12 protein-coding genes, 1 pseudogene and 1 riboswitch are annotated in these 13,626 nt (G+C 40.1%); of the genes and pseudogenes, 2 read left to right on the forward strand and 11 right to left on the reverse strand.

Annotation, left to right across the window (positions count from 1 at the left end; translation table 11 throughout):
- Positions 1–62: 62 nt before the first annotated feature.
- From BN1875_RS07695 to BN1875_RS07735, 9 genes are all read right to left on the reverse strand, one after another.
- Positions 63–1,421: an NAD(P)/FAD-dependent oxidoreductase gene (locus BN1875_RS07695; protein WP_048604281.1), complete on the reverse strand. Its 1,359-nt coding sequence runs from the start codon at positions 1,419–1,421 to the stop codon at positions 63–65.
- A complete protein-coding gene (locus tag BN1875_RS07700; protein WP_187115926.1) occupies positions 1,418–2,938 on the reverse strand; it encodes an AcpB/EbpR/MafR family transcriptional regulator in 1,521 nt (506 codons plus the stop codon). Before BN1875_RS07700 ends, BN1875_RS07695 begins: the two co-directional genes overlap by 4 nt.
- Before the next feature lie 363 nt (positions 2,939–3,301).
- Positions 3,302–3,832: a folate family ECF transporter S component gene (locus BN1875_RS07705; protein ID WP_171000760.1), complete on the reverse strand. Its 531-nt coding sequence runs from the start codon at positions 3,830–3,832 to the stop codon at positions 3,302–3,304.
- 30 nt (positions 3,833–3,862) lie between these two features.
- Positions 3,863–3,960, reverse strand: a riboswitch (THF riboswitch).
- Between the two features lie 126 nt (positions 3,961–4,086).
- A complete protein-coding gene (locus BN1875_RS07710; protein WP_048604284.1) occupies positions 4,087–4,821 on the reverse strand; it encodes a C39 family peptidase in 735 nt (244 codons plus the stop codon).
- Positions 4,822–4,943: 122 nt separating this feature from the next.
- Positions 4,944–5,558 (reverse strand): hypothetical protein, encoded by a 615-nt coding sequence (locus BN1875_RS07715; protein ID WP_048604285.1) that lies wholly within the window; start codon positions 5,556–5,558, stop codon positions 4,944–4,946.
- A 172-nt stretch (positions 5,559–5,730) separates the two neighbouring features.
- Positions 5,731–7,224, reverse strand: coding sequence for a glycerol kinase GlpK (gene glpK / locus BN1875_RS07720; protein WP_048604286.1), 1,494 nt, complete (start codon positions 7,222–7,224; stop codon positions 5,731–5,733).
- Positions 7,225–7,478: 254 nt separating this feature from the next.
- On the reverse strand, positions 7,479–8,363 hold the full coding sequence (rsmA, locus tag BN1875_RS07725) for a 16S rRNA (adenine(1518)-N(6)/adenine(1519)-N(6))-dimethyltransferase RsmA (RefSeq protein WP_048604287.1): 885 nt from the start codon (positions 8,361–8,363) through the stop codon (positions 7,479–7,481).
- Between the two features lie 25 nt (positions 8,364–8,388).
- The gene (rnmV, locus tag BN1875_RS07730; protein WP_048604288.1) at positions 8,389–8,967 is read right to left on the reverse strand and encodes a ribonuclease M5; all 579 of its coding nucleotides are present in this window, start codon (positions 8,965–8,967) and stop codon (positions 8,389–8,391) included.
- The gene (locus tag BN1875_RS07735; RefSeq protein ID WP_048604289.1) at positions 8,967–9,734 is read right to left on the reverse strand and encodes a TatD family hydrolase; all 768 of its coding nucleotides are present in this window, start codon (positions 9,732–9,734) and stop codon (positions 8,967–8,969) included. The genes rnmV and BN1875_RS07735 overlap by 1 nt, the downstream gene beginning before the upstream one ends.
- Positions 9,735–9,982: 248 nt before the next feature.
- Here BN1875_RS07735 and BN1875_RS07740 point away from each other — a divergent pair, with 248 nt between their 5' ends.
- A complete protein-coding gene (locus BN1875_RS07740) occupies positions 9,983–10,582 on the forward strand; it encodes a hypothetical protein (RefSeq protein WP_069959638.1) in 600 nt (199 codons plus the stop codon).
- Between the two features lie 195 nt (positions 10,583–10,777).
- A pseudogene (locus tag BN1875_RS07745) lies at positions 10,778–11,611 on the forward strand (metallophosphoesterase); the annotation flags it as partial.
- Between the two features lie 278 nt (positions 11,612–11,889).
- On the opposite strand, the gene BN1875_RS07750 reads toward BN1875_RS07745, so the two are convergent.
- Both BN1875_RS07750 and BN1875_RS07755 read right to left on the reverse strand, forming a co-directional pair.
- A complete protein-coding gene (locus tag BN1875_RS07750) occupies positions 11,890–12,639 on the reverse strand; it encodes an alpha/beta hydrolase (protein ID WP_048604290.1) in 750 nt (249 codons plus the stop codon).
- Positions 12,640–12,657: 18 nt separating this feature from the next.
- Entirely contained in the window at positions 12,658–13,614 is a 957-nt protein-coding gene (locus BN1875_RS07755) for a LacI family DNA-binding transcriptional regulator (protein WP_048604291.1), read from the reverse strand.
- Positions 13,615–13,626 lie beyond the last annotated feature (12 nt).

Here is a 13,626-nt window from a genome sequence, read left to right on the forward strand (position 1 = left end):
AAAAAAAGCTCTTTATTTTTGACTATTCGCCAAAAATAAAGAGCTTTTTTTCTTATCTTTTTTCACTTTTTTTCTTGTCTTTCTTTGATCAAGGCTTTAAATGCCAGATCATTTAAGTAATGAAAAGGGGCAGTATACTGCGGCATAAAGGTAAAATTATGGACGGCTAGTTGTCTGAGGTCGACTTTTTCGGACAATAATGTCGCAGCGACATTCAAATCATCAGCCATAAATTCATCGCTGACTAATTGGAAACCTAACACCTTTAATGTCGCTTTCTCATAAACGATTTTTGCATCCACATAGGTTTGATTTTTGCTGAATTTGGTTTTTAATGGAAAAGTTTCTCGAAATCCTACCGCTTGGAAACCAAACAGCGGCGACTCTTCTTCCGTCAATCCGGCACTGCCTAAAAACTGATCAAAGACAAAAGTTGCGCTGGTTTTGTGCACTAAATCACCATTTACCGGCTCCCCGCAAATATTCATTGCAGCAGCCCGACCCATTCTCACGGCACGATTAACTAAAGGCATAAAAATTTGTGTTCCATGATGGGGATAAATAATGGGAACGATATCGCCAATAGCAAAGATATCGGGATCACTGGTGCGGCAAGCAGCATCATCTGCGACAGTGTTGTCGATATTCAAGGTTACGATGTTTTCCAACAGCTCCACATTTGTATAAATGGAATCAGGGAAAATCACCATATCCACCGGCAATTCACGGTTAGAAAGTTTGACTGCCTCAATATGTTTTTTCACGATTTTATAGTCTGTCATCTGATCGAAGGGAATCAGTTCAATCTCGGAGTCATTCACCCGTTCCCGCAGATTTTGGACCATTTCCTGATCAAAGTAGCGGAAAAGGAGCTCTTGAATGCCATCTAATAGGTAGACTTTTTTTCCTGAATGTTTCAAGGAGTCTGCCAGTTCCATGCCAATATAGCCGGTACCAATAATCGCAATCGTCTGGGAATTTTCAATCGCTTCTAATACACGATAGGATTCTTCGATGGATTTATAGGAATAAATATTATCCACACCGGGAAAATCCCGGGCAACGATCCAAGGGGAGGTTCCGGTGGCAACGATTAATTTGTCATATGTCATCGTGAATGGATTTTCTTCATCCTCCACGTACTGCATGCTGATTTTCTTTTTTTGATTATCTATCTTGGTAACTTCAATTCTCGTAAGTAATTCCACGCCATTGGCAGTAATCTCACTGGCTTTGGTGGTGGCTTGTCCTAACTCATCAATAATACCGTTAAACAAAAGGTTGATACCATTGGAAATAAATCCTAATTCTTTTTCTGTTCGTTTGTCGATCAAAACAACTTCATGCTCCGGGTCTAGTTGCCTGATCGTGAGCGCTGCGGTTATCCCACTGTGGGAAGCGCCAATAATGATGGTTTTCATTGCAGGTTCACCTTCAAATTTATTTTATTTTGATAGTTTTGATAAAGAAAATTTTCTAAAATAGGAAAATCAATATTGTGTTCGATACTTAAAAGGGTGTAAACCGGTACTATTTCTGTCATCAGTGCATCAGAATCTTTGTAGGTAATAATTGCATCATACGTCTCGCCACGACGAAATCGGACAAAATTTGCCTTGATTCGATGATTGATCCGTTCTTCAATATTCTCAATAATGATTGTGTTCATGGACGCCTCAAAAGGAAAATCACAGCCTACCTGCAATACGATATCCAACTCATTGTAGATGGCATGAAGCAAGACCGTGTAACGATTATGGAGTTCTTTTTTGACACTTTCAGCATAAAAATTCCTCTTTCCTAGCTTACTTGACTGGATCAAGGAAAATGTTTTTTCAGTCATACGATCTGCCAATTGCTGCAAGGCAAGATTTGGCACTTGTTCCAGTCGTTCTTGCAAGTTGGTATTACCCCAAATCGAGAAAAAGCTTGGAAAATATAGTGCTTTGTAATGAACTTGCAGCAACGTAAAGTAGACTTTTTTTGTGAGCTCATCTTTCAATAAGCTTGGGTCAAAGTGGGTATACAATTCCTCCAAAAAGGTTTTGTCCATCTGATCAATTTTTTGATTTGATTTTGCAATTTTAATTAAATCCTGTACGTGAGGATTGTCTAACTCTAGTGTATAGTTTGCGATCATAAAAAGATAGAGGTATTCGCTTTCACTTTGATTCCACTGGAAGGCATACCGACTGAAAAAGCGAATAAACAAATCTTGCAGACCAACAAAAGCGGAGCGATTAAGGTCGGTAAACAGCTGTTCCGGCAGAGGGATTTCGTGGCTGACTTTTGTATTCCGGAAGCGACATTTCGTGATATACAGCCAGATACAAAGTTTCACTTGTCCTTCTTCTGTAAAAGGATAATCCAGATTACTCTCTAAAAAGGACAGCAGGTCTTTTACTGAAGGATTCACGAATTCATCGACATTTACTTGGTAAGGATTGCCAAACCAGAACAGTTGAAAATAAAAGTAACGTATCGCAATTTCCGAACCTTCGATTTTCCCCTGATGAATCTTCAAATGGTATTTATTCAAGATGGCATTTAAATCCCGAATCTTTCTCGTTAGGGTGGACAAGCTGATGTTCATCATTTCAGCCAAGGTGCCATAACTTACCTGTTTTGACGTCAGTAGATGAAGCAGGATCTGATATTTCAACGAGCGTTGCAAAAAACTATAGATGATTTTTGCAAAAGAGATTTGTTCATTAATGACCAATCGGATAAGGTTTTCTTCATCTACCACTTCTACTGCATTGTCTAATCGAAGAAGATTTACCTGTAATTTTTCTAAATCTTCCTTCAATGTGCTTCGATTGATAGTAAGTTTTCGTGCTAAATTTGCCACCATAATTCCTTCAGAATCCGTCATTAGAACCCGTATGATTTGTATTTGCCGCTGTTCACCGGCATCTAGAAAATCAGTCGTTCTCAAAAAAATCATCCCCTGCTCTTAGCTACTTTGTTTATCTGATTATACCTCACACTCCCTCTTCTGAATAAATTTTTTATAAAAAAACTACAATTTATTTAATTCGACCCAGCAACGAGCAAAAAAATCTGCCTATAAGTGTCCTTGTCATTTCGAAATCAAAACGTCTTATTCCGCAATCATTATAACTGAAATCTTCGTTTGCAACTGGTCATTTTTTAGTCTCTAAAAAGGAATTTATGACTAAGAAGAATATTTTCTCATTTTTCTGACAACTATTGAGCCAAAAAGAAGAACAAGCAAAAATTTCTTTGCCTGTTCATAGAAATTTATCTTGGGATGTAGATAAATTTTATACTTATTTTGTTAAATAAATCGTTTGGCGATCCGTTTCAACGGAACGGCACGACCAACAAGATAAACCAGAATTGTTTGGATGGGCAGCATCACGAGAACTTTCGGGATTCGTACCGACCAAATTGCCCAACTGGTCAATGGCAGATTTGCTGTGATTGCCAACCAAATTGGGGTTAGAATCAAACTGATCAAAATCGTGTTTGTCAGGACACATAAAAATGCCCGTACCCACGTAATCTCCTTTTTATAGAAGTAAAAACCGTAAACCAATCCTCCGACCAGCGCATTGATGGTAAAACCAATGAAAAATACCCCTGTCGGAAAAAGTGCCATGCCGATCAGATCCGCCAGCACTGCACCGATTGCCGTCCAAAATGGGCCAAATAAAATCGCCATAATCATTTCCGGGACAAAGGTGAAGGTGATTTTTACCAGTGGGGTGGAAATCCCCAAAACTTGTGACAAGACGACCATCATAGCAATCAATAATGCCATGATTACGATCATCCGTGCGTCGATTTTTCTTTTCATACCTAGCATCTCCTTAACGAGCTGCTACACAAAAAAATATGCAGCGAATGCGAAAACAAAACCGCGGACCATAGTCCTTCGTCCGAGAGGCAACATCCCATCCTCTCAGCACTTAACGCTTTATTTCCTACTCTGTTTTTATTAGGCAATTTGCCTACCGATACTATAGCATGGAATATGTCGTGACACAATTTAAAGAGACTACTTTTGCTGTTTTTTTTGAAACTTTCTGAAAAAAGAAGATGATTCGTAAGCCTACTGTCTCACTTCACCAAATACAGCGACTGCCTTCCCATGCTTTCATAAATTTTCTCTAAATCGCTTTTGGCTATTTTTCGATTTTTATGACCATAGGGATCGTTGACGTACATTGTTTCTTGATTGATTCCGGTAATCACTACAGAATGAATCAAAGGGGTTACTTCAATTCTGCCAGAGGTGGTTTGCCAATACCAAAAGTCATCTTCGGTTGGGACTTCAAGTTCCACTGTTGCAAGAATCCATACGGGTGTTCCTTTTCTTACCCGTTCTGTAATTTCCTGAAAAGATTCCTCTGATCCGCTTTTAACTTCTTCTTTAACGATTTTTTTTGCAACCTTGGCAATTGGTTCTACCCAGACGCCCATCGCTTCATCCCCACCGTAAATATTCCCCACAAATCCTTCTCGAGGATCCCCACGATGTGTCTCATCCTCATAAAGAGGCACGTAATCCAGAAGTTCTGCTAATTGATTTTTATCAACTTGATACCCATAAAATTGTAAAAGCATCGACAACGCCGTCACCTCACAGCCATTTTCCAATGCCGGCTCCGTAAATTGATTTTCCAAAGGAACGTACATCAGGCTGGCTTCCGGTGAGGGTGAGGATTCGCTTGTTGCTGTAGAACTTAAACGAGTGACAGGTGTTTCTTTTGGTTGAGACTTCTGAGAAAAAACGAAACCACCGGTAATTATTAGTGCTACGCCGATCACGAGCACAAGCCATTTTTTCTTCATGTTGTCCCACCTCTTTCTTATATCACTTTTTTATTTTAACAGCTAATGTAAAATTGCGCATTTTTTCAGCGATAAAAAACCTCCGCTATTTCTGAGAATAACAGAGGTAAATTATTTTTCATTTATGCGATTGGCTTCATCGATTGTATCTGGGTTTGTTTTGCTTTGGAAAAAATCGGCAACGTAAATTGTTTGCTTAGCACTCCTGCCACAAAATAGGCCAGTGAATAGTCGATCATACTGTGGATTAGACCACCGATTCCCATGAGGACAAAGAAGAAATAAAAGGCACCGCCCTCAATTGAGCTTGCGGGAACATTACCGACAAAGTTAAAGGCCATGACAACCAGCATCTCTACAAACGCATGCAGTACACCAATAACTAAATTGAAGGTTTGAAAACGCAAATTGAATAAACTGACCTTGCCGTTTTGCATGACGATGCCCGGATGTTTTTGTAAATAAATCGCTCCGGCAATAGCAAAAACAAGATGGCTCAACGCCCGCAGCGTGATAATAATTGGCAAACCTGAGATCAAAAACCCAAATGTCGTACCTAAAGCAACTGCCACTGCAATGCCTGGTGAAAAGAACATGGCGATAAACAAAGGCACATGACTTGCTAACGTAAATGATGCCGGACCGATGACGATTTTTGGCATGACCATCGGAATCATAATACCCAATCCGATCAACAAGGCACTGATTGTTAAGTGGCGTACAGAATTTTTTTTCATTTTTTTCTCCTTTTTACTAGTGAATTTCCTGACAAACATTTTTTATTTTTTCTTCCAACTGTCAAGACACCTGAATGTCATTTATTTTAGATGGAAATCTTAAATGTGTCAAGACACTTGTCTGGTTTTCTTTCAAAAAAAATCCCCGAAAATTCTTCGAGGATTAATGGTTTTATTCAAATGCTTGCGTTGCTTTGACGGCTTTTTTCCAACCGGTATACAATTTTTCCCGCTGCTCTGCGCTCATTTGGGGTTCAAAACGTTTGCCGGCTTCGTAAAATTCACTAATTTCGTCCGTATCCTTCCAGTAGCCGACAGCCAATCCGGCTAAAAAGGCAGCACCTAATGCCGTTGTTTCTAAATTTTCTGCCCGTTGAATTGGTACATTTAAAATATCTGACTGAAACTGCATCAAGTATTCATTATTTGCCGCACCCCCATCAACTTTTAAAACAGGAATCGTGATGCCGGTATCTGCCTGCATCGTATCCACGATGTCGCGAACTTGATAGGCAATGGATTGTAAGGTGGCCTTGATGATATCTTCTTTGGTGGTGCCTCTAGTCAAGCCAAACATTGCTCCTCTGGCATCCTGGTCCCAATAAGGTGCCCCCAAACCAACAAAAGCCGGAACAACGTACACTTCGTCCTCACTCGTGGAACGACGGGCAGCTTCCTCTGAATCGCTGGCTTTTTCCAACATTTTCAATCCATCTCTTAACCATTGGATAGAAGAACCGGCAACAAAAATCGATCCTTCCAACGCATAATAGATTTTACCGTTGATTCCATAACCGATTGTCGTCAATAAATTATTTTTGGAAATCTGTGGTTTTTCTCCGGTATTCATTACGATGAAGGAACCTGTGCCATAAGTATTTTTTACCATGCCGGGTTCAAAGGCCATTTGTCCAAACAGCGCTGCCTGCTGATCACCTGCCATACCAGAGATTGGTGCTTCTCCCCCATAAAAATGGTAACCTTGGGTGTATCCATAAATTTCAGAATTTGAAGCAACCTTGGGCAACATCTCCCGAGGAATATTAAGCAGTGTTAAAATTTCTTGATCCCAATCCAATGACTTGATATTGAACAACATCGTTCGACTGGCGTTGGAATAATCGGTTACATGGGCTTGCCCGTCGGTTAATTTCCATACCAACCAAGAATCAATCGTCCCAAACAATAATTCTCCTTTTTCCGCCCGCTCTTGCGCACCATCTACATGATCCAAAATCCAACGAACCTTGGTGGCTGAAAAATAGGCATCGATCACTAATCCGGTCTTTTCGTGAAAGAATTCTTCGTACCCATCCGCTTTCAACTTATCGGCTATCTCTGCCGATTGTCGGGATTGCCAAACAATTGCATGATAAATCGGCAGTCCAGTCTTTTTATCCCATACTACCGTTGTTTCGCGTTGATTGGTGATACCAATACCTTCGATTTGATCAGGTTTTACACCGGACTCAATGAAAGCTCCGGCAATCACTGATTGAACAGAATTCCAGATTTCATTGGCATCGTGTTCGACCCAACCATCCTGTGGAAAATATTGGGTGAATTCTTTTTGGGAGCTGCCGACATGCTGTCCTTTTTTATCAAAAATAATTGCTCGGGAGCTGGTCGTTCCCTGATCGATTGCCATAATATAGTTATTCGCCATTTTTTCTCTCCTAAAACTATTTTCTCTGTTTGTATCTTACTACGTTTATTTAGCGCGAGGCAACTTTTTTGGGAATTTGTGGTTGGTTTATCAGCAGATAGTTATACTTTTTATAACTAGTTAACAAACGTCTATGAATGACGAAAAAAATGGGCTGATCGTCTATTCCCCAGAAGCACTCTTAAAAAAATATAACTAAAAAAATGGTAGGAGCGATTATGCTACTCTACCATTTTTTTGTTTCCTACCTATTTTTATGAAGGTCGGCTGTTTTCCAGTGCATTGCTCAAACGGGCAAATTCTTCTAAGGAAAGAGTTTCGCCCCGTCGTTTCGGATCAATTTCTGCTGTGGCAAGACTGTTAGTCAACCATTCTTTGGTGGCATCATCTTTGCCATAGCTATGCAAGAGGTTGTTCCACAACGTTTTTCGCCGTAATTGAAACGAAGCCTTCGTCAATTTGAAGAATTCTTTTTCACTGGTGACGGTCACTGCCGGTGTTGTTCGGCGGGTCAATTTTAAAATAGCGGAATCCACATTTGGCTGTGGTACAAAAACCGTTTTAGGAACAATAAAAGCCAATTTTGCTTCCATAAAATATTGCACTGCGATGGACAACGAGCCGTATGCTTTAGTTCCTGGTTTTGCAGAAATTCGATCTGCTACTTCTTTTTGCATCATAACCACCATTTCAGCAACCGGCAACTTTGATTCCAAAAAGTGCATCATAATGGGGGTAGTGATGTAATAAGGCAGATTTGCCACAACTTTGATGGGGTATTCTTCCTGAAAATGATCCGCCACCGTTTCTAGATCAGCTTTTAGTACGTCTTGATGGAGAATCGTGACATTGTTGTAGGCTGACAATGTATCTTCCAATACCGGAATCAACCGATCATCAATCTCAAAAGCCAAAACTTCCGCCGCGTTTTTTGCCAACTGTTCTGTTAATGCACCGATTCCCGGTCCGACCTCAATTACATTGGTCGTAGTATCAATTCCAGCTGTTTCCACGATTTTTCGTAAAATATTCGGCTCCGTCAAAAAATTTTGACCGAGACTTTTCTTAAATGTGAACCCATGCTTGGCTAAAATATCTCGTGTTTTTGATGGTGCTGCAATTTCTCGAGTATCTTTCAAAAAGATTCTCCTTCCTTTTTCCCCGCTATTTCCTTGCTTCAGCTAGTTGCTCCTCAACTTTTGCCATTGCCGCAAGAAATTCTTCTTCTGTGATTCGAAACATCTGCAGTCGTTTTTCCAGTTGTTTGCTGTTGGTATAACCGATACGCAGCTCGTCTCCGAGTTTTTCTCGTCGCTGTTTGGCATTCGTACCCGCTATTAAACCATATTCCATCAGGCGTTGTCTACTGATTTCAGAGACGGTATCGCTAGCCGGTGTCACGATTTTGTCCAATGCCTGCAAGATGGAAGCATCACTGGCATGCTCAACGCCGAGACTATTGCCACGTTTTTGCGGTGCTGCTTCACTGCGGGGCAAGAATGCGTGCTTAGCATCCGGCACAACTTCCATAATTTTTTTACGAATTTTTTCACCGGAAAAATCGGGATCGGTGAATACGATCACACCACGTGTTTCTTGCGCCAGTTCGATTTGTGCCAAAATTTCTTCATTAATTGCAGAGCCAATTGTTTCGATGGTATCTGCATCAACAACTTCTTGAATTCTGCGGGTATCGTCTTTTCCTTCAACGACAATGATTTCTTCAATTTTTAATTTACTCATTAATCAATCCTAAACAACCGATGGGCGTTGTCACGCGTCTGATTGGCAAGTTCTTCAAAAGGTACCCCACGAAGCTCAGCAATTTTTTCGACAACATACCGAGTATAGCCGGGCTCATTGCGTTTGCCGCGATAAGGAACCGGCGCCAGATAAGGCGCATCTGTTTCAACCAATAATTTATCCAACGGCACGATTTGTGCTGCCTCCTGAACATCCGTTGCTTTTTTAAAGGTGACCACGCCACTGAAAGAAAGGTGCATTCCCAGTTCTAAAAAGCGTTTCGCCCATTCGGCATCACCACTGTAGCTGTGCATGATTCCACCGATATCTCGGACATCTTCTTCCTTCAAAATTTGATAAGTATCCTCAATAGCTTCCCGCATGTGGATACTGATTGGCAGATTCATTTCTTTAGCAATGGCGATTTGACGGCGAAAAACCTTGTCTTGAACTTCTTTCGGATCTTCCATCCAATGATAATCCAAGCCGATTTCCCCTAAAGCAACTACTTTTGGCAAGCTTAGTTTTTGTTGCAGGTCTTCTTCGATTTCTTTGCTGTAACTGCCTGCTTCAGTTGGATGCCAACCGATTATGCTGTAAATGAAAGGATATTTTTTGCTGAGGGTTAGACTTTTTTCAATCGTCGGGGTATCAAAGCCGACAACAGCCATTTCTGAAACCCCCAGTTCTTTTGCTCGCTGGATAGTTTCTGGGATATCCTCATTGAATTGTTCGGCATTTAAATGAGTATGAGAATCAAAAATCATCTCTACTCCTCCTTTGTTTTCGTAATAAACTTTCTATACTAAATCTTCGTTTTCCCAAACACTTGTTGGAAGTACTGTCTTCTTTTCCTCTCTAACTTTAGCATATTTTCAAAAAAATGAAACCTGTCGCGCCCCGATTCTTACAAGCAATTTTATAAAATTGGAAGTAAAAAACATCCGTCTGGAGTTGGATGTTTTTCTTCTCACCAGCTTGTATACTGAAGCTATCTATTAAAGGAGGTTTTCCTGTGGATCATTTTCAGCGATCTTTTCCACGAGTGGCTGCGTATTTGCGCAACCAACAACTGTCTCAGCATGAATCGGGATTGTCCCGATTGCATTGGCTGCTTTTAGGTGTCTTCAGCCTACTGACTGTCTCTGGTTTCTCCACACAACTTTTCTGTCTGTTCCTTCTTATCGGTGCGGCGGCGTTGATCAAAGGACCAGCTATGCTGCTTTATGGCGCTGTCTATTCTTTTTTAATTGGTCTTTTTCCACCATTAGGTATTGTCCTGTCTCTGCTTTTCTTTTTGCTTTCGATCCGCCAAATTACTCGAAATTGGCGTTTTGGTTTGGTGGCAAGTTTCTTTTATCTTTATCCCTTTGCTTTGACGGCTTTTAAGTTTTTTACTGATTGGGACTCTTTTTGGGTGGTCACATTATTGGCAGGTGTGGGAATCTTCACTAGTCATTTTCTGCTGACACAGTTGTATCATCGCTATGGTGCCAGCCGCAGTGTCGCCTGGTCATTACTTTTAGTCCCTTACGATTGCCTCGTCTTTTTCATTCCGAAAAAAGCAAAAAAAATTCCTGTTTCCAAAGGTCCTCGAAATCGAACGTTTAAATGAAACTTTTCTTTTAAGAAAGGTTTCATTTTTTGTTGTTATTTCACTCTGTTTTATGACGATTCTTCTTCACTTCAATAAAAAATAATCTGTTTTCTATTCCCTTTTTCCACAAGAATTTCACGGGATGTTCGATTGCTTTTTTTGCTTTTATCCTCTATTCTATACTTTAGCAGACAAACAAAGGAGACCTTCCATATGCTGATCTTTTTAGGGATTCTAGCAGTATTTTTAGGCATAGCTTTCTACGCGGTCTTCATTGAACCCCGCAGGCTGAAAGCCAAACATTATCTCATTCGCAAAAATAAAGCGCGGGTTTTAGATATTTCCAATGCTTATGATCTTTTCACCGCCGATTCGGATGTCGTTATCGCCCACCTCAGCGATTTTCATTTTTCTCACTGGTACAAACCAAAACGTATCAATAAAATCATTCGCTCAATCATGGAAAACCAACCGGATTTGATTGTTTTTACCGGCGATTTATTAGACGATTACAAACATTGGCCGGTGAAGCAGACAAACCGACTGATTGAAAAATTAAAAAAATTGCATGCACCGATGGGAAAAATCGCCGTTCTGGGAAACCACGACTACAAAAGTGACGGAAAGCATTTTGTACTGGAAATCCTGCACGAAGCTGGTTTCACCGTTTTGACCAACGAATCGGTTTTCGGGTCAGATGCTCAGGTATCTATGACGATTGCTGGAATTGAAGATCCTTCTTCAGGGCAAGCTCGGTACAACTATGAGAGTACATTGGCAGAATGGCACATCTTACTCGTCCATCAACCTGACAGTATTCAACACGTCAAAAATCTGGCAATCTATGATTTAGTTTTAGCTGGACACAGCCACGGCGGACAGATTCGCCTACCTTTTTATCAGGTCAAAAATGCGGGTGCGACCCGTTACACCCATAGCTTGTATTTACCAACGAAGCAAACCATCCTATCCGTGAGTACAGGAATCGGTACAACAATGCTGCCTGCACGTTTTCGCGTTCCACCAGAAATTCTTTACTATCATTTGTCTAATAAAACGGAAGCTTTCAGCACCGATTTCACCGACATAAAAAATAAAATCAAACAAAAAACAAACCTTTCACCAATAAATCCAACGCCTCCACAAGATACCGAGAAAAAGGAGAATCCTCCTGAAACCGTGGCAAAACAGTCTGGTAAGATTGTTTCCCTCGCTCCGTATCGACGAATAAAAAAAGAGCAGTTGGAACGTGAAGTTTTGTGAGAAAAAGAAGCATTTTCTTAAAACATGGATGAACGGACCTCCTGTTTCTCGAAAATGCTTCTTTATTTATTCGTTAATAATTGCGAAAAATAGATCAAAACTTTTTGAATCATCGTATCCCAAAAAAGCCAATCATGTGTTCCTTCAGCTTCAATATAATCAAAATTTTCAAAATACTTTTCAGCTTGTCTTCGAAATTTTTGATTGTCTTGGTACAAAAAATCTTCTGTGCCACATATCTGTAAAAAATGAGGGAAATTCAATCTTTTTTCGTTCTCAAACAGATTGAATAAATTATCAGTACTCTCTTTTAGCTGATTCAGATTACCAAAAATAGTAGTGAATTCCTTATTGCGAGAAGTGTCTCTTTCCCATAATGAAACAACATCAAGCGCACCGGATAAAGAAGCTGCCCCACCAAATGATTCAGGTTTTTGCATGGACCATTTAAACGCTCCATAACCGCCCATTGATAACCCAGCAACAAAGGTTTCCTTTGGTTCAGTGGTTATGCAGTACCATTGTTTTATTTTTTGAGGCAGCTCTTGTGTCAAGTACTTCCAATAATTTTGTCCATGAACCATATCTGTATAATAACTCAGACCAACCTCTGGCATGACGATGATGAATGGATACTCTGTGGCATATCTTGCTAGGGAAGTTGCATTCAACCATGTGTTACAATCATCTGATCGACCACGCAGCAAATAAATAACTGGGTAGTCACTCTGAAAATTATCTGGTATGTACATAGCTACTGAGACCATCATTCCTAGAACCTCTGAACGAAAATTCATTTGGTTAATTGCCATCTTTTTTCTCCTTTTCCTTTATGGAAACGAATCTCCAGAAATATAAGTCGTATAAATCCGTTCATCCTCAACTTTTTCCCCATTGATTAATTGAACAATCTTTTCAGCCGCAACCATTCCCCAACGATGTTTTGAATAAGAAATCGTTGCCAATTTCGGTTGTAGAAAACTACCGATCTCAATATTATCAAACCCAATGATTCTGACGTCTCGTCCAATATGTAAATTCGTTTTTTTACAATATTTGTAGAAACCAACAGCCATTTCATCATTAAATGAAAAAATATCAATTGGAATTTGAGGTTCTTTTCGTAAGATTTCTTCAGCCGCCCGATAACCAGATGGTTCAGTAAATTCTCCTTTAATAATCTCAAATTCTATTCCGAAGCGTTCTAGCTCTCTTGTACTTGCTTCCAAACGCTTCTCACTATCGTAGCCGAATGGTCCGGTTAGAACGAATACTTTTTGACTATTAGAAGCAACCATTTTTTCGATTGCTAATGTGGCCCCCCCTGTATTATCCAGCAATACTTTGCGAATATTTTCATGCTGAATCTCCCGATCGAGAACAACTAAAGTATGTCCTCGATCAGCAAAATTCGTAATTTCATCTGTCTTGAAGGTCCAATCTAAAATAATCGCTCCATCAATCATCCGTTCGGGAATGAAAAGATGTGATTTTTGACCACTGCAAACAATCATTTCATAATCATAGGTTTCTAACCCTTTTTTTATCCCCTCAAGCAATTCTCCATAGAAACTACCGCCATAATCAGCTAGAAACACACCAATAATTTTTGTTTGTTGTCGTTTTAGGGTTCGGGCAGCCATGTTAGGAACATAATTTAATTTTTTAGCAATGGCGGTTATTCTTTCCCGTGTCTCTTCTGTTACTTTTGGACTACCATTCAATGCATAAGAAACAGTCGAAATCGACACACCAGCTGCCTTTGCAATATCTTTGATTCCTACCACTTGCCCTCATCT

The organism is Enterococcus massiliensis (assembly GCF_001050095.1).
Classification (GTDB): Bacteria; Bacillota; Bacilli; order Lactobacillales; family Enterococcaceae; genus Enterococcus_C; species Enterococcus_C songbeiensis.